This is a genomic window from Micromonospora sp. NPDC005161 (assembly GCF_053599855.1).
In genome coordinates this window covers 1-25,434 of sequence record NZ_JBSFYQ010000012.1, presented here as the reverse complement: position 1 = coordinate 25,434, position 25,434 = coordinate 1, and the positions used below count along the sequence as shown (strand labels likewise).

General features: G+C 72.9%; 17 protein-coding genes and 1 pseudogene. 6 read left to right on the top strand and 12 right to left on the bottom strand.

Going from position 1 to position 25,434, the window contains the following annotated elements; all coding sequences use genetic code 11:
• Window positions 1–91 precede the first annotated feature (91 nt).
• Complete coding sequence (locus ACWD5O_RS14065; RefSeq protein ID WP_450085514.1) at window positions 92–406, top strand: STAS domain-containing protein; 315 nt, start codon at window positions 92–94, stop codon at window positions 404–406.
• A 60-nt stretch (window positions 407–466) separates the two neighbouring features.
• On the opposite strand, the gene ACWD5O_RS14060 is transcribed toward ACWD5O_RS14065, so the two are convergent.
• The 11 genes from ACWD5O_RS14060 to pcaF all read right to left on the bottom strand — a co-directional run bounded on the left by ACWD5O_RS14060 (window position 467) and on the right by pcaF (window position 16,064).
• On the bottom strand, window positions 467–4,126 hold the full coding sequence (locus ACWD5O_RS14060; protein ID WP_450085513.1) for a SpoIIE family protein phosphatase: 3,660 nt from the start codon (window positions 4,124–4,126) through the stop codon (window positions 467–469).
• Between the two features lie 192 nt (window positions 4,127–4,318).
• Window positions 4,319–4,870 carry a pyridoxamine 5'-phosphate oxidase family protein gene (locus ACWD5O_RS14055; RefSeq protein ID WP_450085512.1) on the bottom strand — a complete coding sequence of 184 codons (552 nt, stop codon included), beginning with the start codon at window positions 4,868–4,870 and terminating at the stop codon, window positions 4,319–4,321.
• A 47-nt stretch (window positions 4,871–4,917) separates the two neighbouring features.
• Window positions 4,918–5,664 carry a gamma-glutamyl-gamma-aminobutyrate hydrolase family protein gene (locus tag ACWD5O_RS14050; RefSeq protein ID WP_450085511.1) on the bottom strand — a complete coding sequence of 249 codons (747 nt, stop codon included), beginning with the start codon at window positions 5,662–5,664 and terminating at the stop codon, window positions 4,918–4,920.
• Window positions 5,661–6,428, bottom strand: coding sequence for a 3-oxoacyl-ACP reductase (locus ACWD5O_RS14045; protein WP_354963256.1), 768 nt, complete (start codon window positions 6,426–6,428; stop codon window positions 5,661–5,663). Before ACWD5O_RS14045 ends, ACWD5O_RS14050 begins: the two co-directional genes overlap by 4 nt.
• A gap of 5 nt (window positions 6,429–6,433) precedes the next feature.
• On the bottom strand, window positions 6,434–7,789 hold the full coding sequence (locus tag ACWD5O_RS14040) for an aldehyde dehydrogenase family protein (protein ID WP_450085510.1): 1,356 nt from the start codon (window positions 7,787–7,789) through the stop codon (window positions 6,434–6,436).
• Between the two features lie 24 nt (window positions 7,790–7,813).
• Complete coding sequence (locus tag ACWD5O_RS14035) at window positions 7,814–9,178, bottom strand: glutamine synthetase family protein (RefSeq protein ID WP_450085509.1); 1,365 nt, start codon at window positions 9,176–9,178, stop codon at window positions 7,814–7,816.
• Between the two features lie 115 nt (window positions 9,179–9,293).
• A complete protein-coding gene (locus ACWD5O_RS14030) occupies window positions 9,294–10,880 on the bottom strand; it encodes an amino acid permease (protein ID WP_387325472.1) in 1,587 nt (528 codons plus the stop codon).
• Between the two features lie 287 nt (window positions 10,881–11,167).
• On the bottom strand, window positions 11,168–11,668 hold the full coding sequence (locus ACWD5O_RS14025; protein WP_354963260.1) for a DUF456 domain-containing protein: 501 nt from the start codon (window positions 11,666–11,668) through the stop codon (window positions 11,168–11,170).
• Window positions 11,669–11,723: 55 nt separating this feature from the next.
• Window positions 11,724–13,889: a putative bifunctional diguanylate cyclase/phosphodiesterase gene (locus tag ACWD5O_RS14020; RefSeq protein WP_450085508.1), complete on the bottom strand. Its 2,166-nt coding sequence runs from the start codon at window positions 13,887–13,889 to the stop codon at window positions 11,724–11,726.
• 4 nt (window positions 13,890–13,893) lie between these two features.
• Window positions 13,894–14,706: an SAM-dependent methyltransferase gene (locus tag ACWD5O_RS14015; RefSeq protein ID WP_450085507.1), complete on the bottom strand. Its 813-nt coding sequence runs from the start codon at window positions 14,704–14,706 to the stop codon at window positions 13,894–13,896.
• 152 nt (window positions 14,707–14,858) lie between these two features.
• The gene (gene pcaF, locus ACWD5O_RS14010; RefSeq protein WP_450085506.1) at window positions 14,859–16,064 is read right to left on the bottom strand and encodes a 3-oxoadipyl-CoA thiolase; all 1,206 of its coding nucleotides are present in this window, start codon (window positions 16,062–16,064) and stop codon (window positions 14,859–14,861) included.
• A gap of 106 nt (window positions 16,065–16,170) precedes the next feature.
• Between pcaF and ACWD5O_RS14005 the strand changes: the two genes are divergently transcribed.
• The 4 genes from ACWD5O_RS14005 (at window position 16,171) to ACWD5O_RS13990 (ending at window position 20,434) form a co-directional block, all read left to right on the top strand.
• Window positions 16,171–17,136, top strand: a complete 966-nt coding sequence (locus ACWD5O_RS14005; protein WP_450085505.1) for a glutathione S-transferase family protein — start codon at window positions 16,171–16,173, stop codon at window positions 17,134–17,136.
• Window positions 17,129–17,785: a DUF998 domain-containing protein gene (locus ACWD5O_RS14000; protein WP_450085504.1), complete on the top strand. Its 657-nt coding sequence runs from the start codon at window positions 17,129–17,131 to the stop codon at window positions 17,783–17,785. Before ACWD5O_RS14005 ends, ACWD5O_RS14000 begins: the two co-directional genes overlap by 8 nt.
• 209 nt (window positions 17,786–17,994) lie before the next feature.
• The gene (locus ACWD5O_RS13995; protein ID WP_354963321.1) at window positions 17,995–19,299 is read left to right on the top strand and encodes a dicarboxylate/amino acid:cation symporter; all 1,305 of its coding nucleotides are present in this window, start codon (window positions 17,995–17,997) and stop codon (window positions 19,297–19,299) included.
• A 67-nt stretch (window positions 19,300–19,366) separates the two neighbouring features.
• Window positions 19,367–20,434, top strand: a complete 1,068-nt coding sequence (locus tag ACWD5O_RS13990) for an NADH:flavin oxidoreductase/NADH oxidase (RefSeq protein ID WP_450085503.1) — start codon at window positions 19,367–19,369, stop codon at window positions 20,432–20,434.
• A 45-nt stretch (window positions 20,435–20,479) separates the two neighbouring features.
• On the opposite strand, the gene ACWD5O_RS13985 is transcribed toward ACWD5O_RS13990, so the two are convergent.
• On the bottom strand, window positions 20,480–24,004 hold the full coding sequence (locus ACWD5O_RS13985; RefSeq protein WP_450085502.1) for an ATP-binding cassette domain-containing protein: 3,525 nt from the start codon (window positions 24,002–24,004) through the stop codon (window positions 20,480–20,482).
• A gap of 1,068 nt (window positions 24,005–25,072) precedes the next feature.
• On the opposite strand from ACWD5O_RS13985, the pseudogene ACWD5O_RS13980 reads away from it, so the two are divergent.
• Window positions 25,073–25,434: pseudogene (locus ACWD5O_RS13980) on the top strand (hypothetical protein); the annotation flags it as partial.

Genomic DNA, 25,434 nt, shown 5'->3' with positions numbered 1-25,434 from the left:
CAAGCCTATCGCCGGAGCCGCCGGTGACCCGTGCCACGGCCGCTCCGGACCGGTTGTTGCCCAGTCAGGTCGGCTGTGCCATGGTGTCTGCGTGGATCAAGGGGGAGCACCACCCGTCTTCTCTGCCAGCGCGGAGATCGACGGTGGCCACCTCCACGTGGTGGTGGCCGGCGAGGTCGACATGGCGACCGCCGACACGATGCTCCAGACGGCGCTCCGCGAGCCCGCCGAGCGGATCACCCTCGACCTGAACGCGGTCACCTTCTTCGACTCGGCCGCCATCCACGCCCTGGTCCGGCTCGCCCAGCAGTTTCCCGGCACGCTCACCGTGCTGCCGACCCGGCAGGTCCGTCGGGTGCTGGACATCTCCGGCCTGGGCGAGCAGAGCTGGCTGAGCCCGGCCTGAGCGGCTCACGCTCCGCACCCCGGGGCAGCGCATGCGGTACGCGGCGACCGGAGCGCGTGGTCAGGCCTGCAACTGCCGGCGCAGCGTCACCTCGGTGCCCTCGGCGGTACGCCGCACCGACAGGTCACCCAACGCCTTGATCAGAGTCAGCCCGCGCCCCCGGAACCCGGAGCCGGTCGACTCCCGCCACTGCCCGCTGTCGCGCACGGTGGCGGTCGCCGTGCCGTCCTCGATGGCCACCTCCACGGTGATCATCGGTTCGGCGGGGTGCACCGGGTGCTCGATGGCGTTCGCGGCGGCCTCGGAGACCGCCACCGTCAGGTCGAACAGGTCCGTCTCGCCGACCCCGTGCGCGACCAGGAAATCCTCCAGGCGCTTGCGCAGCACGCTCAGCCGGGTCGGGTCCGCCGGCAGTCGCAGCACGAAGCGGTTCAGCTCGGCCGCCTCCAGGGCCAGCACCGCCACGTCGTCGCGGCGCGGCCGCCCAGCGACCCGCTCGACCACCGCGTCGATCAGGTCGTCCACGTGCTCGCCGGGGATGGCCGCGTCGACGCGCAGTTGGGCCAGCGCCTCGTCGATGCCGATCTGACGGTCCTCGATCAACCCGTCGGTGTAGAGCAGCAGCCGGCTGCCGACGGGCAGCTCCCCCTCGACCGTCCGGTACGTCGTGTCGGGGATGGCGCCGACCGGTGGGCCGAGCGCACGGTCGTGCAGGAACGCCGCGTCGCCTCCCCGGATCAGCAGTGGCGACGGGTGGCCGGCGCTGGCGTACCGCAGCCGGCCGGCCCGCGAGCTGAACAGCAGGCAGACAACGGTCGCGGAGGAGCGGCCCTCGGTGGAGCCGACCAGCCGGTTGAGCCGGGTCAGCGACTCACCCGGGTCGAAGCCCTCCAGGACGTACGCCCGCAGCGCGTTGCGCAGTTGCCCCATCGCCGCGGCGGCCTGGACGCCCTTGCCGACGACGTCGCCGATGACCAGCACCAGCTCGTCGCCCTCCAGCGGAATCACGTCGTACCAGTCGCCGCCGACCTCGACGTCGGCGGTGCCGGGCAGGTAGCGGCTGGCCACCACCGCGCCGGGCAGCTGTGGCAACGACCGGGGCAGCAGGCTGTGCTGCAACGTGGTGGCGATGCGGTGCTCGGCCTCGTACAGCTGGGCGTTCTCCAGCCGCACCCCGACCAACCGGGCCAGCTGGGTGAGAGCGGCCTCGTCGGCCCGGGCGTCGTCACCGGGCGGCCGCCAGACCCGCAACTCGCCGAGCTGCTCGCCGGTGGTGCCGGTCAGCTCGCTCACGAAGGACGGGTCGGTGGCGGTGACACCCCCGGCGTCCGCCTCGGAACGGGCTCCGCTCGCGGTGACCACCACCCGGGCGGCCTCGGCGAGGGTGAGCGCGTGCCGGGCGGCGACCTGGAGCACCTCGGCGGTGGACCGGGCGGTGTTCACCGCCACGGCGGCGTCGGCCAGCGCCCGGAGCCGGCGGATGATCTGCCCGCGCAGCTGGCCCAGTTCGACGTTCGCCCGGACGCGGGCGATCAGCTCCTGCCCGGAGAACGGCTTGGTGAGGTAGTCGTCGGCGCCGGCGGAGAGGCCGGCCACCGCCTCCGCGGAGCCCGCCCGGGCGGAGAGCAGCACGATCGGCACGTGCCGGGTACGCGGGTCCGCGCGCAGCGCGCCGACCAGGCCGAACCCGTCCAGCCGGGGCATCATCACGTCGGCGAGCACGAGGTCGAACCCACCGTCGCGGGCCAGCGGCAGGGCCGCCAGGCCATCGCTCGCGGTGACCACCTCCCAGGTCGGGGAGAGCAACCGGGTGACGTGCTCGCGCAGGTCCACGTTGTCGTCGACGACCAGGATCCGGCCGGCCGGGGCGATCTCCGCGGGCTGGCCACCGAAATCGGGCGTCGGCTCGGTGCCGGTCCACAGCGCGGTCTCCGCCACGTAGAGCCGGGCCTGCTCGGGCTCGCCCGTCGGAAGGGGGGCGAACGCCACCACCCGGTCGCCGGGCAGGTGCGCCGACCCGAACGGGACCGTCACCGTGAACGTGCTGCCCTCGTCGACCCGGCTGGTCAGCCCGACCTCGCCACCGTGCATCTCAACCAGCTCCCGGACCAGCGCCAGGCCGATCCCGGTGCCCTCGTGGGTGCGGGCGCGCACCCCGGGCACCCGGTGGAACCGTTCGAAGACGTGCGGCAGCTCGGCCGGCGCGATCCCCACGCCGGTGTCGCTGACCTCCAGCCGGGCGGCGCCGTCCACGGCCCGGACCCGGACCCGGATCTCGCCGCCGAAGGTGAACTTGACCGCGTTCGACACCAGGTTGAGGACGATCTTTTCCCACATGTCCCGGTCGACGATGACCGGCGCGGGCAGCGGCGGGCAGTCCACCACCAGCTCCAACCCGGCCCGGTCGGTGGCCGAGCGGAAGGTGCTGGCCAGCCGGGCCGTGTAGCCGGCCAGGTCGGTGGGCTGGTAGCGGGCGGCCAGCCGACCAGATTCCAGCCGGGAGAAGTCCAGCACGGTGTTGACCAGCTTGAGCAGGCGCAGCGCGTTGCGGTGCATCATGGTGAGCCGGTCGGTGTAGTCGGAAGGCAGCGCCCGGTCGGCCAGCAGGTCCTCCAGCGGGCCGAGCACCAGGGTCAGTGGGGTCCGGAACTCATGGCTGACGTTGGCGAAGAAGTTGGTCTTCGCCCGGTCCAGCGCGGCCAGCTCCGCGGCGCGGGCCTGCTCCTGCTCGTACGCCCGCTGCCTGCCCACCGCCCGGGAGATCTGGGCGGCGACCAGGTCGAGGAAATTTCGGTACTCATCGTTGAGCGGCAGCCGGCGGGCCACGCCGACGACGAGCGCGCCGACCCTCTCGTGGGTCGCCGTGACGGGCAGCACGAGCGCCTCATCGGCCGCGTCGGCCGGCGGCGCGTCGAGCAGCCCGGCCACGTCGATCGTGGCGGGCACGCCGTCGGCGGTCACCCGGGCGAGCACCCCGGGGTCGACGTCGACGGCGGCCTGGCCGGTGCCGTCGGAGCCGGCCAGGACGAACCGGCCGGTGTCGTCGGCCAGGTTGATCAGCGCGAACGGTACGTCGGCCCGGTGCCGACCCAGCACCTCGGCGGCGGTCCGGCCGAGCTCGGCGGCGCTGCCCACCTCAGCCAACTCGGCGCCCAACTCGGCCAGCGCCCGAAGCCGGCGCTCGCCGAGAACACGGCCGGTGGTCTCGTTGACGATGCAGTAGACGCCGCTGACCGAGCCGTCGGCCCCTCGGATCGGGTCGTACGAGACGTCGAAGTAGGTCTGTTCGAGAAAGCCGTGCCGGTCCAGCAGGAAGGGATGGTCCTCGCCGCGGTACGAGCGCCCGGTGCGCCGTACGCCCTCCAGCAGGGGGCCGAGCACCTCCCAGGTCTCCGCCCAGTGCCGCGCTGCCGGTTGACCGAGCACGCCGGGGTGCTTGCCGCCGATGGTCGGGCGGTAGGCGTCGTTGTAGAAGGCGAGCTGGTCGTCGCCCCAGAACATGACGATCTGCGCGCTGGAGGCGAGCATCATGCCGACCGCGTTGGAGAGCGCCGACGGCCAGCAGGCCGGGGCGCCCACCGGTGTCGAGGACCAGTCGAAGCGACGCAGCCGTTCGCCCAACTCGCCACCGGCCGCGAACGCGGCCGCCAGCATCGGGGGGAGCTCCGCGCCGACCGCCGAGGAACCCTCCGCGTCCGCGCCCCCCTGGGCCGAGCTCATACAGCCTCCCGCTCCGGCTGTGCCGCCAGCCGTTGATCTCCGCCTGCCGTGTCCCGACCTGTACCCCGGCGGACCAGCAACGTAACGCGTGACGCCCCTCGGACGCTGATTACGTGCGCCGGGCCCGTCGGCCATCCGACACCGGGGCGGACGCGGCGTCCGGGCAACCCCTGGTGGAGCGCCCTCGACGGCTCAGAAGACGGGCAGCCCGTCGATGCTCGCCGCGTTCCTGGTGGCCCGGTAGACCACCAGGTCGTCGGCGGTACGGCGCGAGTGCGCGGTGAGCAACAGGTCGCGTTCGGCGCGGTAGTCCATGAGCGGCACCGCGTACCCGCAGGAGTCGCTGACCCGGTCCACCTCGACGGTGATCACGGCCCGCACGGCGTGCACGTCCGGCGGCTCGGGGAACTCGGCGAGCCGGTCGGTGAACGCCTCCTCGGTCACCGCGACGCTGCTGCCCCGACCGTGCAACCGGACGATCTTCGGTGGCCCGTCGAAGGCGCAGAACATCAGCGTGATCCGGCCGTTGTCCCGCAGGTGGGCGATGGTCTCCGCGCCGCTGCCGTGATAGTCCAGGTAGGACACCCGGTGTGGGCCGAGGATCACGAAGGTGCCCCGCATACCCTTCGGCGAGACGTTGACGTGCCCGTCGGCGCCCGACGGCGCGGTGGCCACGAAGAAGACCGGCTGGGCCGCGATGAAGTCGCGCAGCCGACCGTCGATCTCCGGATAGACCTTGCCCATGCGCTGATCCTCCCACCGGCCACCACGGCCCGCGGGTGCGACGTACGTCACGTACCCCGGGGTCGCACCGACCGCCCGGCGTCTTCGGGCGCGGTGCCGGGCGGTCGCTGGCGGGCGGCCCGGACCAGCGCGGTGATCGGACGGGGATCCGGCTCGTTCTCCGGATGCCACTGCACCCCGAGCACGAACGGCCGGCCCGGATCCTCGACCGCCTCGATCACACCGTCCGCCGCCCAGCCGCTGACCGCGAGCCGCCCAGGGTCGGCAACCGCCTGGTGGTGGTACGAGTTGACCCGGTCCACCCCGGCCAACACCGTCGCGGCCAGGCTGCCCGGCGCGAACCGCACCGGATGCTCACCGTAGACGCTGGGCGCCGGGCGGTGCGCCTGGTGACCGACCACGTCCGGCAGGTGCTGGTGCAGGGTGCCCCCATACGCGACGGCGAGCAGCTGCATCCCCCGGCAGACGCCCAGCACCGGCAGCTCCGCGGCGAGCGCCGCGGACAGCAGGGTCAGCTCGCCGTCGTCCCGGTCCGGCCGGTCCTCGGTCCTCGGGTCGGGCAGCTGGCCGTACCGCCCCGGGCCGACATCGGCACCGCCGGCCAGCAGCAACCCGTCCAGGACCGCCAGCACGTCGCCGTCTCCGTCGTCCGGCGGCAGCACCACCGCCCGGCCGCCGGCGACGGTCACCGCCCGCACGTACGCCTCGGGCACCAGCACGGCCCGCACGCCCCGCCAGATGGCCCAGTCGGCGGGCTCGACGTACGCGCTGATCCCGATCAGTGGCCTGGTCATAGTGGAGTGACATACGCGCCGGTGATGCCCCCGTCCACCACGAACTGGGCGGCGGTCATGAACGAGGCGTCGTCGCTGGCCAGGAACGCCACCGCGGCGGCGATCTCCTCCGGTTGCCCGAACCGGCCCATCGGCACGTGCACCAGCCGACGGGCGGCCCGCTCCGGGTCGGCGGCGAAGAGTTCCAGCAGCAGCGGGGTGGCCACCGGGCCGGGGCACAGCGCGTTGACGCGGATGCCCTCGCGGGCGAACTGCACACCCAGCTCCCGGGTCATCGCCAGCACCCCGCCCTTGCTCGCGGTGTACGCGATCTGCGACGTCGCCGCGCCCATCAGCGCCACGAACGAGGCCGTGTTGATGATCGAGCCCCTGCCCTGGCGGCGCATGTGCCCGATGGCGTACTTGCAGCAGAGGTAGACGCTCGTGGTGTTGACCCGCAGCACCCGTTCCCAGGCGTCCAGGCCGGTGGTCAGGATGGAGTCGTCGTCCGGCGGCGAGATGCCGGCGTTGTTGAACGCGATGTCGACCCGCCCGTGCCGGTCGACCACCCCGTCGAAGAGGTCACGCACCGCGGACTCGTCGGCGACGTCGGTGGCCACGAACTCGCCGCCACACTCCTCGGCGGCCCGCTTCCCGGCCGCCGCGTCGATGTCCACGCAGACCACCCGGGCCCCCTCCGCGGCGAACCGACGGACGGTGGCCAACCCGATCCCACTGCCCGCACCGGTGATCACGGCCACCCGGTCCTGCAACCGACCCTGCACTGGCGTCACCCCTCTGTCGCGATGAACACGTTCTTGACATCGGTGAAGGCGTGCAGCGCGTCCGGACCGAGCTCCCGGCCGAGGCCGGAGCGCTTCATCCCGCCGAACGGGGTCCAGTAGCGCACCGAGGAGTGCGAGTTGACGCTGAGGTTGCCCGCGTCGACGGCGCGGGCGAGCCGGAGCGCGCGGCCCACGTCCCGGGTCCAGATCGAGCCGGAGAGGCCGTACTCGGTGTCGTTGGCGAGCCGGACCGCGTCGGCCTCGTCGTCGAACGGGAGCACCGAGACCACCGGGCCGAAGATCTCCTCCCGCCAGTGCCGGTCGGCTGGCGAGTCGGCCAGCAGCACCGTCGGGGCGTGCCAGAAGCCGGGACCGTCGGGGCAGGAGCCGGTGAACGCCACCCGGGACCCGGCCAGGTAGCCGGCGACCCGGTCGCGCTGGCCGGCGGAGATCAGCGGGCCCATCTCGGCGGTGTCCCGGGCCGGGTCCTCGACCCGCACGGCGCGGACCGCCGGTTCGAGCAGTTCCAGGAAGCGGTCGTACACCGGGCGCTGGACCAGGATCCGGGACCGGGCGCAGCAGTCCTGGCCGGCGTTGTCGAACACCGCGCCGGGCGCGGTCGCGGCGGCGCGTTCCAGGTCGGCGTCGGCGAAGATGATGTTGGCGCTCTTGCCGCCCAGCTCCAGGGTCAGCCGCTTCACCTGGGTGGCGCAGCCGGCCATGATCCGGGTGCCGACCTCGGTGGAGCCGGTGAAGCAGATCTTGCGGACCGCCGGGTGGCTGACGAACCGCTCCCCCACCACGGCGCCCTCGCCGGGGACGACCGTGAACACGTCGTCGGGCAGGCCGGCCTCGCGGGCCAGCTCGGCCAGGCGCAGCGCGGTGAGCGGGGTCAGTTCGGCGGGCTTGAGCACCACGGTGTTGCCGGCGGCGAGGGCCGGGACGAACCCCCAGGCGGCGATCGGCATCGGGAAGTTCCACGGCACGATCACGCCGACCACGCCGAGCGGCTCGTGGAAGGTGACGTCCAGCCCGCCGGGCACCGGGATCTGCCGCCCGGTCAGCCGCTCCGGCGCGCCCGCGTAGTAGTCCAGCACGTCGCGGACGTTGCCGGCCTCCCAGCGGGCGTTGCCGATGGTGTGCCCGGAGTTGCGAACCTCCAGCGTGGCCAGCTCGTCCAGATGCGCGTCGACCACGGCGGCGAACCGCCGCAACATCCGGGCCCGATCCCCGGGCGCCACAACCCGCCACCCGTCGAACGCCCGGTCCGCCCGAGAGATCGCGGCGTCGACCTCCCCAACCGAAGCCCCGGGTACGTCCCGGAAACTCTCCCCGGACGCCGGATCCACCACCTGCGTCACGCCGGCACCCCCATTCCTGCGTCGTCAGAGGCGTTCGAAGCCACGGGTCAGCTCCCAGTCGGTTACCGCCACGTCGAAGGCTGCCAGCTCCACCCGGGCCTGGTTGGCGTAGTGGGCGACCACCTCGGGACCGAAGGCGTCCTGGGCGGCCGTCGAATGCTCCCAGAGGGTCAGGGCGTCGCGCAGGGTGCCGGGCACGCGCTCGGCCTCCGGGTCGTCGTACGCGTTGCCGGTGCACTCCGGGCCCAGCTCCAGCTCCCGTTCGATGCCGTGCAGCGCGCCGGCGACCAGCCCGGCGATCGCCAGGTACGGGTTGACGTCGGCGCCCGGCACCCGGTTCTCCACTCGCATGCCCTGCCCGTGCCCGACCACCCGCAGCGCACAGGTGCGGTTGTCCATTCCCCAGCGCAGCGCCGTCGGGGCGAACGACCCCGGCTGGTAGCGCTTGTAGGAGTTGATGTTCGGGGCGAAGAGCAGGCTGAACTCCCGCATTGTGGCCAGCAGCCCGGCGAGCACCCGCTGCCCGGTCTCCGACAGGTGCGCGGGCCCGTCGCCGAGCATCGCCGAGGCGCCGGTGGTGTCGCGCAGCGAGAAGTGGATGTGGCAGGAGTTGCCCTCCCGCGCGTTCGGCTTGGCCATGAAGGTGATCGCCATGCCCTCCTGGGCGGCGATCTCCTTGGCCCCGTTTTTGTAGATCACGTGGTGGTCGGCGCAGGCGACCGCCTCGTCGTACCGGAAGGCGATCTCGTGCTGGCCGAGGTTGCACTCACCCTTGGCACTCTCCGGGGTCAGCCCGGCGCCGGCCATCTCGCTGCGGATCCGGCGCAGCAGCGGCTCCACCCGGGCGGTGCCGAGCAGCGAGTAGTCCACGTTGTACTGGTTGGCCGGGGTGAGGTCACGGTAGCCGCGCCGCCAGGCGTCCTCGTACGAGTCGCGGTACAGCACGAACTCCAGCTCGGTGCCGGCGTACGCGGTCAGCCCGTGCTCGGCCAGCCGGCCCAGCTGCCGGCGCAGGATCTGCCGGGGCGAGGCGACCACGTCACCGGAGCCGTCCAGCCAGGTCAGGTCGGCCAGCAGCAGCGCGGAGCCCGGCTGCCACGGCATCCGGCGCAACGTGCCGAGATCCGGCACCATCGCGAAGTCGCCGTAGCCGCGCTCCCAGCTCGACATCGCGTACCCGTCGACGGTGTTCATGTCCACGTCGACGGCGAGCAGGTAGTTGCACCCCTCGCTGCCGTGCTCGACGACCTGATCGAGGAAGAAGGGCGCGTGGAACCGTTTTCCCTGCAGGCGACCCTGCATGTCGACCAGGGCCAGCACGACGGTGTCGATCTCACCCTCGGCGACAGCGACCCGCAGTTGTTCCAGCGTGAGCTGAGCTCTCCTCATTCACGGGCCTCCATTACCAAGGTCTACTGGCAAACCGGATCACCGTCAATGCCCCCGGCGGCGAGGGTGGCAAACCCGGCGGGACGGCAGCGGGGCCCGTCCCGCCGGGCGCGGGTCAGGCCGGGCCGTCGACCGGCGCCGGGTCGGCCGCCGGCGCAGGCTCCTCGACGGTACGAACCGGGCCCGCGAACCATTTCCGGGCCGAGACGTACCACCAGACGGCGACCACCAGCAGCACCCCGCCCACGGCCAGCGGCGCGTAGTTCACCGCCGACCAGGTGAACCCGTCGTTGCCGGGCACCCCGGCGGGCACGATCGGCAGCACGAAGTAGACGGCGATGACCGCGATCTCGATCACCGCGATCCAGCCGAGCAGTTTGTACTTCCGCCCGAGCGTCCACGGGCCGGGGACGAACCGGTCGCCCATCCGTAGGCGCAGCGCGATCGGGATGAGGAAGGACAGGTAGAGCCCGAGCACCGCGACGGAGACCACGGCGTAGAAGGCGATCGGGATGCCGGCGGAGCTCTCGTAGAGCGCCGGCAGGGTGAGCACCAGGCCGGCCAGGGTGGCACCGATGATCGCGTTGACCGGGGTGCCGTTGCGGTCCACCCGGGACCAGAGCCGCCAGCCCGGCACGGCGCGGTCGCGGCTGAACGCGTACGCCATCCGGCTCATCGAGGTCACGCAGCTCATCCCGCAGAAGAACTGCCCGATGGTGGAGATGATGATGACGATCTTGAAGAAGACCGGGGTGAGCGCGGACTCGAAGATGGCGCCGGAGAAGCCGCCGGCTGCGTTGACCGCCTCGACGTCGGTGGCCGCGAAGAGGAACGCCAGCAGCAGGATCCAGCCGCCGACCGCCGAGTAGAAGATGGACTGCCAGAGCCCGCGGGCGGCGGCCTGCGAGGCGCCCCGGGTCTCCTCGGACACGTGCGCGCAGGCGTCGAAGCCGGTGATCGTGTACTGGGTGAGCAGGAAGCCCAGCGGCAGCACGTAGAACCAGAATGTCAGCCCGCCGGTGTCCCCGTCACCGAAGCCGGAGTTGTTGAACCGCTCGGTGAACACGAACTGGAAGCTCTGGTGGTTGTCCGGAACGAGGACCAGGATGGCCACCACGGCTGCCGCCCCGGCCACGTGCCACCAGACGGAGACGTTCTGCAGCACGTCGATGATCCGGTGCCCGAAGATGTTGATCAGCCCGTGCAGCACCAGGATGATCACGAAGAGGACGAACGCCTGGCGCAGCGTGCCGGCCCAGCCGTCGAAGAGCGCCGACAGGGTCAGGTTGAGGAAGGTCGCGCAGCCGTAGTCGACCGAGGCGGTGACCGCGACCAGGCCGATCAGGTTCAACCAGCCGGTGAACCAGCCGTGCACCGGGCGGCCCATCGTCGCGGCCCACCAGTAGATCCCGCCGGCGGTCGGGTAGGCCGACACCAGCTCCGCCATGCAGAAGCCAATGATCAGGATGAACAGCGAGATCAGCGGCCAGCCCCAGGAGATGGCGACCGGCCCGCCGTTGTTCCAGGCCTGGCCGAAGGTGGTGAAACAGCCGGCCAGGATCGAGATGATGGAGAACGAGATGGCGAAGTTGGAGAAGCCGCTCCACTTGCGGCGAAGCTCCTGTTTGTAGCCGAGTTCGGCGAGCCGTCGGGCGTCGTCGTCCATCGGATGCTCGGCGGTCGGCACAGGCGTCGTGGCCACTGCACACCTCCCTGAGGTGATTCCGCGTACGAGAGCGCAAAGTGTCGTCCTGCCGATCAAGGTGGTCAATACGATGACCGTGGTAATCTCACCGCCGTCGGGCTAATTGCGTTGCCGTGACCCCACCCCGGACGCCATCCTTGACCCCGTGACCAGGCCCGATCGGGCCCACTGACCCACCCTCCCCGGGCACTCGGACCGCCCGGACCGCGGCGGCGCGGGGCACACTCTCTCTCACGTGCGGCGTTCCGCCGTACCCGACAGTGCCCCGCGCCCCCGGGCGTCGGTCAGGTCAGGAGGAGTCCGATCAGCCAGGTGGCGGCGATCAGCAGACCGGCGGTGAACTCCACCAGCATGGACAGGCCGGCGGCCTTGAGCGCCTGCACCGTGGACGGCCAGGCCAACTGGTTGCTGCCCAGCCTCAGCCGTTCCGCCGCCCACACCCCGGCGACGAAGCCCAGCACCAGCCCCACCACCGGCACCACGAAGAAGCCGACGATGCCCAGCACCGCGCCGGCGAGCAGCGTGGAGGTCGGCACGCCGGTGCGCTTCAGGTTGCGACCAGGCCACGCGTACTTGATCACGGTGCCCCCGGCGGCGACCAGCGTCGCGGCGGCGAACACCGCCCAACCACCCGGGCCCGCGCCGCCGAAGATCGCCCAGACGAGCACCCCGCCCCAGCACAGCGGCAGCGCCGGCAGGCCGGGCACCACCACGCCCGCCAGCCCGGCCAGGATGGCCAGCGCGGCCACCACCGTCACCACCGTCTGCGAGTCGTTCAGGCTCACGCCGTCGCCCTCCGTCGCCACACCCGGACCCGGCCGGTCCGGACGGATCCCCCGCTCACCCCACCGCCCCGCCGCGCAGCCGGAGAGTGATCGCCTCGGCTGGCGCCGGAGCCCCGAAGTACCGGCCCTGCCCGGTGTCGCAGCGCAGCGCGCGCAGCCGCTCGGCTTGCACACCGGTCTCCACCGCCTCGGCGGTGACCCACAGCTCCAGCGCGTGCGCCAGCCGGACCAGCGCGTCGACGATCCGCTCGTCGCGGTGGTCGGCCACGGCGTCCGTTCCGTCGGCGCGGATGCCCTCGACGAACGGGCCGGCCAGCTTCAGGCAGTGGATCGGCAGCCGCCGCAGGTACGCCAAATTGGAATACCCGGTGCCGAAGTCGTCCACCGCCAGCCGGACGCCCAGCCCGGCGAGCCGGTGCAGGCTGCGCAGCGGCTCGCCCGCGCTACCCATCACGGCGCTCTCGGTCAGCTCCAGCTGCAGCAGCTTCGCCGGCAGCCCGCTGGTGGCCAACGCGTCGGCCACCGTCTCCACGATCGCCGGGTCGTCGGCCTGCCGGGCGGCCATGTTCACGCTGACCACCAACCGGGCGTCGGGGAACTCCCGCCACCACCGCTCGGCGTCGCGGCAGGCCCGCCGCAGCACCCACTCGCCGAGCCGGACGATCAGGCCGGACTCCTCGGCCAGGGCGATGAACCGGTCCGGCCCGATTAGGCCCAGCTCCGGGTGCTCCCACCGGACCAGCGCCTCCACCGCGAGCATGGTGCCCTCCAGCAGCGACACGATCGGCTGGTAGTGCAGCACGAACTCGCCCCGGTCCAGCGCCGCCGGCAGCCCGGCGACCAGCGCCGACCGGGCGATGTCCCGGGCGCTGCGCTCCGGGTCGTAGACCGCCCACCGGCCCCGGCCGGCGGCCTTGGCCCAGTAGAGCGTGGTGTCCGCGGCCTTCATCAGCTCCGAGGCGGTGGTCTCGGCGGCGGGGCACTCCACGATGCCCACGCTGGCCGAGACGGCCAGTTGCTGGTCACCGACGTGCACCGGGGCTGCGACGGCGGCCAACGCGGCCTCCGCCACGGCCACCGCGTCGTCCAGGTCGTTCCCGCCGTCGACCAGGATGACGAACTCGTCGCCACCCATCCGGGCGACCAGGTGGCTGTGGTCCGCCACGCACGCGGCCAGCCGCCGGGCGATCATCACCAACAGCCGGTCACCGAGGTCGTGACCCAAGCTGTCGTTGATCGCCTTGAAGCCGTCCAGGTCGAGGAAGCACACCCCGACCCGCCGCCCGGTCCCGGCGGTGTCGAGGACCCGGCCCAGCGTCTCGAAGAACAGCGTCCGGTTGGGCAGCCCGGTCAGCGGGTCGTGCAGCGCCTGGAAGCGAAGCCGCTGCTGGAGTTCGTACCGCTCGGTGATGTCCTCGATCATCGCGACGGTGAACCGGGGCTGGCCGTCGTCGTGCCGGATCAGCGAGACGGCCAGATCGGTCCAGACCACGCTGCCGTCCTTGCGGTGGTAGCGCTTCTCCAACCGGGCCGAGTCCTGCTTGCCCTCGATCATCTCCTGGTACAGCTCCCACATCCCGGCGGCGTCGTCGGCGTGGAACAGCGCGGACACGTTCGTCTCACACAGCTCGCTGATCGAGTAGCCGAGCATGTCGGCGAACGCCTGGTTGACGTCGATGATCTGGCCGTCCACCCTGGCGATGCCGATACCGATCGCGGCGCCGGTGAAGACCGCCCGAAAGCGTGCCTCGCTGTCGCGCAGCGCCTGCTCGACCTCGTCCCGCGCCTGCCAGGCCGACCGGGCGATCCGCTCCTGCTGGCTGAAGGTGCGGTCGCGCAGCGCACGGGCGAACCCGGCGGCCAGGCCGCCCTGCACCGCCGCGATCCGCTCAGTCAGGTCCGCCGGCTGGTCGTCCGCGCCCAGCACCTGGCGGGGGAAATCCTGACCGAGGGCGCGCAGCGACCACTCGAGCGCCCGGGGCTCGGTGAGGTGCGCCTCCACCAGCGCCCGCCCCACCTCCTCGGCGGGGCGGGCCGAGAACGGCTCGGCCCGTACCGCCTGAGCCAGCCGGACGGTGTGCACCAGCAGCAGCCGCTCGGTCTCGGCCGCGCTGAGCGGCACGAAACCGAGACGGCGTACCGCGCGGGCCCAGTTGGCGGCGTAGCCCTGGGCGTCGCCCCGGCCGGCGTCGACCCCGGTCGGGTCCGGGACGGCGGCCACGGGATCAGCCGGCGGGCTGGTCGTACCGGGCGACGCCCCCGAAGGCGCCGAACCGCTCCGGGTGCTCGTCCACCTCGGACGGCGAGTCGGGACGCCAGAGCGGCATGTGCACGACGCCCGGGTCGAGGACGGTCCAGTCGCCGAAGAAGCCGGTGACCTGAGCGCGGGAACGCAGCGTGATCTCGGTGTCCGTTCGCGCGGAGAGCCGCTGGGCGTCCAGCATCTCCTGCGGCTGATCCTCGAAGGTGGAGTGCGAGATGACCAGGAAGCTGCCGGGTGCGGCGGCCGCCCGCAGGGTGGCCAGAATGGACTCGGGCCGGTCGGCGTCCGGGACGAAGTGCACGACCCCGGCCAGCAGGATGCCCACCGGCCGGCTGAAGTCGATCAGCCCCAGCTGGCGGGTCTCGGCGAGGATCCGCTCCGGGTCGCGCAGATCGGCGTGGATCACCCCGGTCAGGTCGTTGCCGGCGAGCAGTTCCCGGCTGTGCGCGACGGCCACCGGGTCGATGTCGACGTAGACCACCCGGGCCTTGGGGTTCGCCCCCTGGGCCACCTCGTGCACGTTGCCCACGGTGGGAATTCCGGAGCCGATGTCGAGGAACTGGTCGATGCCGGCGTCGAGCAGAGCCCGGACGGCCCGGCGCAGGAACTCCCGACCCGAACGCATAGTGGCGGCGAGATTCGGCGTCATGCTGGCGATCTGCTCGGCCAGCCGACGGTCGATCTCGAAGTTGTGCGCCCCGCCCAGGAAGTAGTCGTAAACCCGGGCCGCGCTCGGCCTGGTCAGATCGATCTCGGTCGGCATCCCGTCCGGCATCAGCGTGCTCCCCAGTTCATCGCCGCGGCGCGGGACGGCACCGGCGTCGGCTGGCACGCGCGACCACCGGTCGACCCGCGGGTCGTGTGGTGTGGACCACTCTAGGCCGCCGACTCCCGCGTCCGGGAGATCCCTTCGCGCTCTTTCCGTGCTCAGTCGGCCGACTCCAGCAGCAGCGAGATGCCCTGACCGACGCCGATGCACATGGTGGCCAGGGCGCGGCGGCCGCCGCGACGGCGCAGCTCCAGGGCGGCGGTCAGCGCCAGCCGAGCGCCGCTCGCGCCCAACGGGTGCCCCAACGCGATGGCGCCGCCGTTCGGATTGACGTGCTCGGCGTCCACGGGCAGCCCCAGCTCGCGCAGCACCGCCACGGACTGCGCGGCGAACGCCTCGTTCAGCTCCACCACGTCCACCGCGCTCAACTCGACGCCGGCACGGTCGAGCAGCTTGCGGGTGGCCGGCACCGGGCCGATCCCCATGATCCGGGGTGGCACGCCGGCCGCCGCCGCGCCGCCGATGCGGGCCAGCGGGGTGAGTCCGTACCGGGCCACCGCGGCCTCACTGGCCACCAGCAGCGCGACCGCACCGTCGTTGACGCCGGACGAGTTGCCGGCGGTCACCGTGCCGCCCTTCCGGAACGGGGTGGGCAGCGCGGCAAGCTTCTCCAGCGAGGTCTCCCGGGGGTGCTCGTCGACCTCGACCAGCCGGGTCTCCCGGCGGCCCGCCGGCACCGAGACCGGCACGATCTCCTCGGCGAACCGCCCGTCGGCCTGCGCCTTGGCCGCGCGCTGCTGCGAGCGGTACGCGAACGCGTCCTGTTCGGCCCGGCTGACGCCGTACTCGGCGGCCACGTTCTCCGCCGTCTCCGGCATCGAGTCGACGCCCCAGCCGTCCCGCATCAGCGGGTTGACCAGCCGCCAGCCCAGGGTGGTGTCGTACACCTCGGCCGAGCGGGAGTACGCCGACGTCGCCTTCGGCATGACGAACGGCGCCCGGCTCATGCTCTCCACCCCGCCGGCGACCACCAGCTCCGCGTCCCCGGCCACGATGGAACGGGCGGCGGTGGCGAGGGCGTCCAGCCCGGAGCCGCAGAGCCGGTTGACCGTACTGCCCGGCACCTCTTCGGGCAGGCCGGCCAGCAGCGCCGCCATCCGGGCCACGTTGCGGTTGTCCTCGCCGGCCTGGTTGGCGCAGCCGAGCACGACGTCGTCCACCCGGGTCCAGTCCACCGACGGGTGCCGGGCGACCAGCTCACGGATCACGTGCGCGGCCAGGTCGTCGGGACGGACACCGGCCAGCGCGCCGGCGTACCGGCCGATCGGGGTGCGGACACCGGCCACCAGGTATGCCACGGTCATCGCGAGTCCTTCGGGGTGGAGACGGCGGGGGTGGGGGCGCCCACCGGGGTCGTGCGGGCTGCCAGCCGCCAGGATATCCGCGCCCCCCAGCCGATAGGTTGACGGCATGGCTCGGGCCCAGTTCAGCGCAGAGACCAGCGGCGGCGGCGCGTTCGTCCGCCAGCCCAACCGGTTCACCGGCCGGGTCACCCCGGACTCGACCTCCCCGCCCGGCGGCGGCCCGGACGAGCAGGACCGCTGGCCGCTGGAGGCCGGCCGCTACCGGCTGATCTGGTGCCGCGCCTGCCCGTGGGCGCACCGGGCCCGGATCGTGCGCGGCCTGCTCGGGCTGGACGACGCGATCTCGCTGGGCACCGTCGACCCGATCCGGGACGAGCGGGGCTGGGCGTTCGCCCTCGACCCGGACGGCTTCGACCCGGTCCTCGGCGTCGGCTTCCTCTCCGAGGCGTACCTGGCCACCGACCCCGACTACACCGGCCGGGTGACCGTGCCGGCGCTGGTCGACACGCTGACCGGTCGGGTGGTCACCAACGACTACCCGCAGCTCACCCTCGACCTCTCCACCGAGTGGCGGCGGCTGCACGCCCCCGGCGCGCCCGATCTGTACCCGGTCGAGCTGCGCCCTGAGATGGACGCGCTGATGGCCGAGATCCACACCGACGTCAACAACGGCGTCTACCGGTGCGGCTTCGCCACCTCGCAGGAGGCGTACGACGAGGCGTTCCGGGCACTCTTCGCCCGGCTGGACGCGCTCTCCGAGCGGCTGGCCGGGCAGCGCTACCTGATGGGCGACGCGATCACCGAGGCCGACGTACGGCTGTTCACCACGCTGGTCCGCTTCGACGCCGCGTACCACGGGCACTTCAAGTGCAACCGGCACAAGCTGACCGAGATGCCGGTGCTCTGGGGGTACGCCCGGGACCTGTTCCAGACCCCGGGCTTCGGCGAGACGGTGGACTTCGACCACATCAAGCGGCACTACTACGGCACCCACCGGAAGATCAATCCGAGCGGCATCGTGCCGCTCGGGCCAGACGAGTCCGGCTGGACCACGCCGCACGGGCGTGGCTGAGCCGGGTCGGCGCGGCACGTCGACCGCGCCGGCAGCCCGGGCGGACGTCGCGCGCCGCGTCGCCGGGTGGGCCGCCGCCGGCTGCGGGCTGATCGGTGCGGTCGCGGTGACGGTCGCGGTGGTCGCCGGTCCCGGGCCGGGGTTCACCGGGTACGTCAGCGAGGCGGGCATCGCCGGCGGCGGCCACGCGGCGACGTACCGGATCGGGATCCTCGCACTGGCCGGCTCGCTGCTGCTGCTCGCCGCGGCCCTGCCCCCCGGGGTGCGGGCGGCGCCGGCGCTGCTCGCCGCCGGTGCCGTGTGCACCACGCTGTCCGGGGCGGTCACCTGCTCGGCCGGCTGCCCGCTGCCGCCGTTCGAGCGCGCCACGGTGGCGGACCTGGCGCACGGCGGCGCGAGCATCGCGGCGACCGCGTCGGTGGTGTTCGCCATGGTCGCGCTCGCCGTGGCCGGCCCGGTCGACCGGGCGGTACGCCGACTGTCCGGCACGGCCGCCGCGCTGAGCCTCCCGCTGTGCGCCACGGTGGGGCTGGGCCTGCTCGTCATCGGTCGGGGCACCGTGGTGGGCGTGCTGGAGCGGCTGATCCTCGCGCTGGCGATCCTGTGGGGCCTCGCCACCGCCACCACCCTCGCCCTGACCCGCCAGTAGGGCGTGTAAGGAGCGTCACCCCGATTCGTGCCTTGCGATGGCCACTCACCGGCGTATCGTCGGCTGGCGATGACCAATCTCTGGGACCTCACCGTTCGCCTGTACGTCGATCTTCGACTGCAGGCCAGCGGCATCTGTCCGGCGTAGCTGCGCTCCCACGCCTACCCCGTTCAGCCCAGACAATTGGATCAATCCTCATGCCCTTCGGCCTGCGCAAGATTCCCTTCTCCGTGCAGATCCTGCTCGGCCTCGTGCTCGGCGTGGCGCTCGGCTTCCTGGCCCGCACCAACGACCTGAGCTGGCTGACCAGCACCCTGCACACCGTCGGCAGCCTCTTCATCCAGCTGCTCAAGCTGGCCGTGCCGCCCCTGGTCTTCACCGCCATCGTGGTCAGCGTGGTCAGCCTGCGCGGCGTCGCCAACGCCGCCCGGCTCGCGCTGAAGACCCTAATGTGGTTCGGCATCACCGCACTGATCTCGGTCGCCATCGGCATCGGCCTCGGCCTGGTGACCAACCCGGGCAGGGGCGTCACCCTCGACCTGGGCGGCGCGGCGCCGCCGAAGAACACCGGCTCGTGGACGGACTTCCTCACCGGCATCGTGCCCACCAACCCGGTCGGGGCGTTCGTCGAGGGCAACGTGCTCCAGATCGTCTTCCTCGCCCTCGTGGTCGGGGCCGCGGCGCTGCTGGTGGGCGACGCCGCCGAGCCGTTCGTGGCGCTGAACCGCTCGCTGCTGGAGATCGTCCAGAAGGCGCTCTGGTGGGTCATCCGGCTCGCCCCGATCGGCACCCTCGGCCTGATCGGCAACGCCGTCGCCTCGTACGGCTGGGACCTGCTGGCCCCCCTCGCGAAGTTCACCACCGCCGTCTACGTCGGCTGCGCCATCGTGCTGTTCGTGGTCTACCCACTGGTGCTGATCTTCGCCGGCCGGCTCAACCCGCTGCGCTTCTTCGCCGGCGCGTGGCCGGCGATCGAGCTGGCCTTCGTGTCCCGCTCCTCGGTGGGCACCATGCCGGTGACCCAGCGCTCCGTCGAACGGCTCGGCGTGCCCCGCGAGTACGCCTCGTTCGCGGTGCCCTTCGGCGCCACCACGAAGATGGACGGCTGCGCCGCGATCTACCCGGCGCTGGCCGCGATCTTCGTGGCGCAGGTGTTCGGCGTGCACCTCGGCATCACCGACTACCTGCTGATCGCCTTCGTCTCGGTGGTCGGCTCGGCGGCCACCGCCGGCCTGACCGGCGCGATCGTGATGCTCACCCTCACCCTGAGCACGCTGGGCCTGCCGTTGGCCGGCGCCGGCCTGCTGCTGGCCATCGACCCGATCCTGGACATGGTCCGCACCGCCACCAACGTGGCCGGGCAGGCGCTGGTGCCGACCGTGGTCGCCGCCCGCGAGGGCACCCTCGACCGGGCCGCGTACGAATCCGCCGGTCGGCGGGACCTGACCGATCCGGAGCCGGTCGCGGACAGCCGGCCCGACCGGCGGGACGAGCTGACCCCCGTCCCCGCCTGACCGGTTCGCATCGACGACGACGGGCCCCTCCCCGGGGGCCCGTCGTCGTTTCCGAGAGGATGACGAGATGAGCTCCCTGTTCACCCCGCTGGCCCTGCGCGCGGTAACCCTGCCCAACCGGATCGCCATGGCGCCGATGTGCCAGTACACCGCCGGCCCGGACGGTCTGCCCACCGACTGGCACCTCATCCACCTCGGCAGCCGGGCGGTCGGCGGGGTCGGGCTCGTGCTGACCGAGGCAACCGCCGTGCTGCCGGAGGGCCGGATCAGCCCGCAGGACACCGGGCTGTGGTCCGGCGCGCACGTGGACGCCTGGCGGCCGGTGACCGCGTTCGTCGCCGGTCACGGCGCGGTGCCCGCAGTCCAGCTCGCGCACGCCGGCTTCAAGGCCTCCACGCACCGTCCGTGGGCCCCGAGCCGCGGCGGCGTGCCGGACGCCGAGGGTGGCTGGACGCCGGTCGGCCCCGGGTCCGAACCGTTCGTCGCCGACTACCGGGTGCCGACCGCCCTCGACGCGGCCGGGATCGCGGGCGTGGTCGAGGCGTTCGCCACCGCCGCCGAACGCGCCCTGGCAGCCGGCTTCGCGGCCGTGGAGATCCACGCCGCGCACGGCTACCTGCTGCACGAGTTCCTCTCGCCGCTGACCAACCACCGCACCGACTCCTATGGCGGTGACCGGGCCGCCCGGATGCGGCTCACCCTGGAGGTGGCCCGCGCGGTGCGCGCCGCGGTCGGCGAGAACGTCCCGGTGCTCACCCGGATCTCCGCCACCGACTGGGTCGAGGGTGGCTGGACGATCGAGGACAGCGTGGTGCTCGCCGGCGAGCTGGCCGGTGTCGGCGTGGACCTGGTCGACACCTCCTCCGCCGGTGTCAGCGTGGACCAGCGCATCCCCCTCGGTCCCGGCTACCAGGTGCCGCTGGCGGCCCGGATCCGCCGCGAGGCATGCGTGCCGACCGGCGCGGTCGGTCTGATCGTCGAGCCGGAGCACGCCGAGCAGATCGTCGCCGGCGGCGAGGCCGACCTGGTGCTGCTCGGCCGGGAGTTGCTGCGCGACCCGTACTGGCCGCGCCGGGCCGCCGCGAAGCTCGGCGTGGCGTACACCGGGCCCGCCCAGTACGCCCGCGCCGCCTGATCCCCCGCCGGTCGGGCGGCTGCCGTGCCGGGCAGCCGCCCGCCGTCAGCCGGCCAGGTGCGACCAGTCGCCCTCCAGGTCCCGCCAGGAACCCTGGGCGGCCACCGTGCCGCCGAGCAGCACCACCACGTGGTCGGCGCGGACCAGCGCGGCGCGCTTCGCGGTCGAGCCGACCACGGTCACCCCGTGCGCGCGCAGTGCCTGCCACAGCGCCAGCTCGGTGGTGACGTCCAGTGCCGACGACACGTCGTCGGCGACCAGCAGCTCGGTACGCGGCGCCAGCGCCCGGGCCAGCGCCAGCCGCTGCAACTGGCCACCGGAGAGCCGGGTGCCCTTGTGCCCGATGAGCAGACCCAGCCCGCCACCCGCGGCGGCGAGGTCGTGGTCGAGCTGGGCGGTGCTGACCGCCCCGGCCGCGTCCACCTGGTGGCCGAGCGCGATGTTGTCGGCCACCGTGCCGGAGAGCACCCGGGGTAGCTGGCCGACGTAGCCGACCTGGTTGGGGCGCAGGAACAGCTCCGGCTCGGTGACCGGGTCGCCGTTCCAGGACAGCTCGCCGGTGTGGTGCACGATCCCGGCCAACGCCCGCAGCAGCGAGGACTTGCCCGAGCCGACCGGCCCGACGACCAGAACCAGCTGCCCGCGCTGCACGGTCAGGTCGACGTCCCGCACGGCGGCCGTACCGTCGGTGTGCACCACCCCGAAGCCGCGCAGCTCCAGCCGGCGCAGCGGGTGCCGTGGCGGCGGCGTCGGCGCGGGCGCCGTCCCGGCGGCCAGGTCGACGGCGGACACCCCGGCTGAGTACGCGCCCACGCCGGTCATCGCCACCGTGCGCCGGGTCCAGACCCGCGCGGAGGGCAGCTGGGAAATCAACGACGCGGTGGTCCAGGCGAACCAGCGGGCCGCGCCGAGGGTGGAGACGGCCACCAGCACCGCTCCGGCGGAGAGCCCACCGGTCAGATAGAGCGCCCACGCGCCGATCGGCAGCAGGCCACTGGCCACCGACGGCGTGGAACGCGACCACACCTGCACCGAGATCTCCCGCCGCTGCCGGTCACTGCGCAGCACGTCGAGATCGGCCAGGTGGCGCAGCACCGCCGCGGTCGCACCGGCGAGCTTCACCGTCCGCGCCGCGGAGAGCGCGGAGACCAACGCGGTGGCGAAGGCGGCCCGCGCCGCCACGGTGGCCCGGGCCGCGCGCTCGAGCTTCGGCCCGAACAGCGTCGCGGCCAACCCGGAGACGACCATCGTGCCGAGGAAGAACAGCGCCGGTACGACGCTGCCGGTCACCGCCGTCATGGCGACCACCAGGATCAGCGCGACGGCCTGGTCCAGCACGTTGTCGGCGAGCTGGACCACCCGCTCGGTGTCACCGCCCTGCGCGACCACCTCCGCCGGGGTGTGCGAGCTGACCCGGCGCGGCCCGGTCTGGCCGTGCACCAGGCGCAGGCCGATCCGCAACATCTGCCGTACCCACCACTGCGGGAACCAGACGTGGGTGTAGAACGGCAGCGGCAGGGTGACCAGCAGCCCGGCCAGGATCCCCAGTGCCGGCAGGTACGGGTTGCCGGTCCCGTCGACCAGGTCGGCCCAGAGCCAGGGCAGCACCGGGCCGTCCAGCCCGAGCAGGGAGAGTCCGAGGAACAGCCCGATCGCGGCCAGCCCGTACCGGGGGTCGTTGGTGCAGAGTCGGACGATCTCCCGCAGGGTCCGGGCCGGCGGGACGGGCGGCAGTGGCGGCGGGTCGGCACGTTTCGGCTCGACCGGCTCGACCCGCGTGGCCGGCTCGATCGGTTCGATCGTCGGGCCGCTCGGCCAGGCGTCCGCCGGGCCGGGGCCGACCAGCAGGTCGGTGCCGGCGCCGGTGCGACCGGTCGGCACCACCGCGGCGTACGCGGCGGCGTGGCTGGTCGCGAGCAGCTCGGCGAAGCGCGTCGACGTTTCCAGCGGGCCGGCCTCGACCACCGCGCCGTCGGCCAGCACCACCACCTCGTCGCAGCGGCGCACGGAGGAGAGCCGATGCGCGATGACGATGCCGATCCGGTCGCGCAGCAGCCGTTCAGTGGCCCGCTGCACCCGTGCCTCGGTGACCGGGTCCAGCCGCGCGGTGGCCTCGTCGAGGATCACCACGTGCGGGTCGCGGACCAGGATCCGGGCGAACGCCACCAGCTGCTCCTGACCGGCGGAGAGCACGTGCCCGCCCTCCCCCAGCCGGGTCGCCAGCCCGTCCGGCAGTTCGGCGATCCAGCCGGCGAGTCCCAGCTCGTCCAGCGCTCGGGCCGCGGCGTCGAGCAGCTCCGGGTCGAAGAGCGCGACGTTCTCGGCGAGCGTGCCGGCCAGGATCTCGGTGCGCTGCGGCACCAGCGCCACCCAGCGGCGCAGCTGCTCGACGTCGAGGTCGCACAGGTCGGTGCCGCCGAGGAAGACCGTTCCCGGCGGCACGTCGACGGCCCTGGTGAGCACCTTCGCCAGTGTCGACTTGCCCGAGCCGGTCCGCCCGATCAGCGCGTACGAGCGGCCACGCGCGAAGGTGAGGCTGACCCCGCGCAACGCGGCCCCCCGGCCACTCTCCGGCCCGCTCACCTGGTACCCGAACGTCAGGTCGCGGATGCGCAGGTCACCGTCGGTCGGGCTGGCCCCGCCGAGGGGCTCCTGCCGGGCCTTCTGGAGCAGCTGCACCCGCGCCCACGCGCCGAGAGCCTCCTGGAGCTCCGGCACCATGCGGCTGACGTGCTCCGCGGTGGCTCCGAAGGCGAGGGCGAGCAGCCAGATCGCGGTAAGGCGGGCCGCGTCGATCCGGTCGGTGGCCAACGCCCAGGCCCCGCCGAGCACCACCACCCCGATGCCGCCCCGGATCGTCGCGGTGGCGGCCGTGGCCACCCGGGCGGACAACACCCAGACCAGGCGGCCCCGGGACAGCACGGCGGCGGCCCGTCGGGCGTACAGCCGCAGCACGTACGGCCGGGCCAGACTGGTGCGGACGTCGTCCTGGCCGTGCACCGCCTCCTCCATCACCGCGGCCAGGTCCGACCAGGCCTCCTCCTCCGCCATCCGGGCCGGACCGATCCGCGCCGTGGGCCGGCGCAGGCCGACGGCGAGCGCCACTGTGAGCAGGAGCATCGCGATCCCTGCCGGCCACCACACGGCCAGCGCGACGACCATCGACAGCAGGCCGACGCAGAGTCCCTGGGCGAGTCGGGTGCCCTGGTTGCGGACCGCCGACGCCACCTGGTAGACGTCCCCGTCGATGCGGTCGAGCAGCTCACCCACCGGGGTGGTCTCCAGGGTGGGCAGGTCCTGCCCGAGCGCGACCCGGCAGAGCCGCCGCCGCACGTCGGCGGACCAGTCGGCGCTCAGACCGGCCATCAGCAGGCTGACCGCCAGATCGGTGAGCACCACGGCGACCAGCGCCGCCGCCAGTACGGTGAAGAAGCCGGCCGAGCGATGCACCAGCACCGCTCCGGCGAGCGCCGACGCGCCGGCCTGACCGGCGGCGCCGAGCACGATCAGGACGGCCACGATCGTCAGGCGACGTGGCGAGGTGCCCCACAGATCACGGAGCAGGCGCATCGGTGTCCTCCGGACGTGGGTGGCGGAGAACTCAGCGTGCCTGTTACGACCCTGTCCACTCAACCGATTTACCCGCTCTGAGCAGGGCTTCCGATCAGGTCTGGGCACCTGACCCGCGATGCTCGGGCAGCGCCGCCCGCACGCCCACGACGGCCGGTCGGGTTGACGGACCAGCCAGTTCCACGGCAACCACCCGCCCCACGCCGAACAGCGCCTAAGAAGGCGACGGGCGCATCCCGCTCGGCCGGCAGATCGCCATTGAACGCCGTTCGCCCCGATCCCCGCGCCAGGGTGCGGCGGAGCCCGGATCGCTCGCTGCTCCCGTTTGGTCCCTGTGGGTGGACGCGGCCCGGGTACGCCCCTTGTCGGGGGCGGTCGGTGTTGTGAGCGATATACCTGTGAGGCATAAATATGCCTCTGAGGTATACCCCTCGTTGACCACCTCGCCCGGGGCTTCGCCTCGTCCTCCTTCCGCGGTGGTCGACGCGATGTCAGCGATGTCGGGGATGTCGTGGTGTCCCGGGTGGCCGGATGGCCCGGTATCGGTGATACCGAGTCGATCAACCCCTGAGCCAGCCGAGCTGGCTGCGCGAGGATGGGTCTCTCCGCGCCGAATGTCCCGTATCGGGTGGACTCTGGCCTGTGACCGGGTGCACTCGTGGGGTGGAATCGTGGCGGGCCGGGGGTCGTTACACACCCTGACGATCGCAGCACCACCGGTCCGGCACCCCGCCCCTCTGGGGTTGGGATGGCGGCCAGGCCCGGGTTGGAATGCCCGCGGGTAGCCGGTCGTTGCAGACCCCGCGAACGACGCACCAGCACCCCCTCACCCGGGGCCCGCTGGGACGGAGCCCCCGGTCACCGGGGTGCCGATGGATGGGCCACCCCCGGAATGGGCTGGGCCCGGCGGTCGTTACACACAGTCCCGGCGCCACGAGCCCCCCGCCCGTAGGCCGCCGACCGATGACTTTCCCCCTTGCAGTTGAAAGCGCCGGACGAGGTGCTCGCACCCTTGCGCCGTCCCCCTCGGGCGTGTGGGTGTCTACCCCCTGAAGGAGCTGACCTCTCATGAACACGATCATTCGTAAGAGCATGCTGTCTGTTGCTGGTCTCGCGTTCGCCGGTGGTGTGTTCGCCGGTCCGATCGCCGCGCACGCCGCCACCCCCGTGGAGGGCAAGCCGGTCGCGGTCGCGGTGCAGACGGCCAAGGTGCAGGGCGCGCAGTCGCACATCGACCTCAACGACGAGCAGGTTGCGAATGTGAAGGCGATCATCGCGGCGACGAAGAAGGCTGGCCTGCCTGAGCGGGCCGCGGTGATCTCGATCGCCACGAGTCTGCAGGAGTCGAAGCTGGAGAACCTGGGCCACCTCGGCGACGCCAACGACCATGACTCGCTGGGTCTGTTCCAGCAGCGCCCGACCTCGGGTTG

What these genes read in the sequence shown, in the direction of transcription:
- ACWD5O_RS14060 (WP_450085513.1), bottom strand. Translation starts at nt 4,126, where the DNA reads ATGAGCTCGGCCCAGGGGGGCGCGGACGCGGAGGGTTCCTCGGCGGTC.
- ACWD5O_RS13985 (WP_450085502.1), bottom strand. Translation starts at nt 24,004, where the DNA reads ATGCGCCTGCTCCGTGATCTGTGGGGCACCTCGCCACGTCGCCTGACG.
- ACWD5O_RS14035 (WP_450085509.1), bottom strand. Translation starts at nt 9,178, where the DNA reads ATGAGGAGAGCTCAGCTCACGCTGGAACAACTGCGGGTCGCTGTCGCC.
- pcaF (WP_450085506.1), bottom strand. Translation starts at nt 16,064, where the DNA reads ATGACCGTGGCATACCTGGTGGCCGGTGTCCGCACCCCGATCGGCCGG.
- ACWD5O_RS14050 (WP_450085511.1), bottom strand. Translation starts at nt 5,664, where the DNA reads ATGACCAGGCCACTGATCGGGATCAGCGCGTACGTCGAGCCCGCCGAC.
- ACWD5O_RS14015 (WP_450085507.1), bottom strand. Translation starts at nt 14,706, where the DNA reads ATGCCGGACGGGATGCCGACCGAGATCGATCTGACCAGGCCGAGCGCG.
- ACWD5O_RS14055 (WP_450085512.1), bottom strand. Translation starts at nt 4,870, where the DNA reads ATGGGCAAGGTCTATCCGGAGATCGACGGTCGGCTGCGCGACTTCATC.
- ACWD5O_RS14005 (WP_450085505.1), top strand. Translation starts at nt 16,171, where the DNA reads ATGGCTCGGGCCCAGTTCAGCGCAGAGACCAGCGGCGGCGGCGCGTTC.
- ACWD5O_RS13990 (WP_450085503.1), top strand. Translation starts at nt 19,367, where the DNA reads ATGAGCTCCCTGTTCACCCCGCTGGCCCTGCGCGCGGTAACCCTGCCC.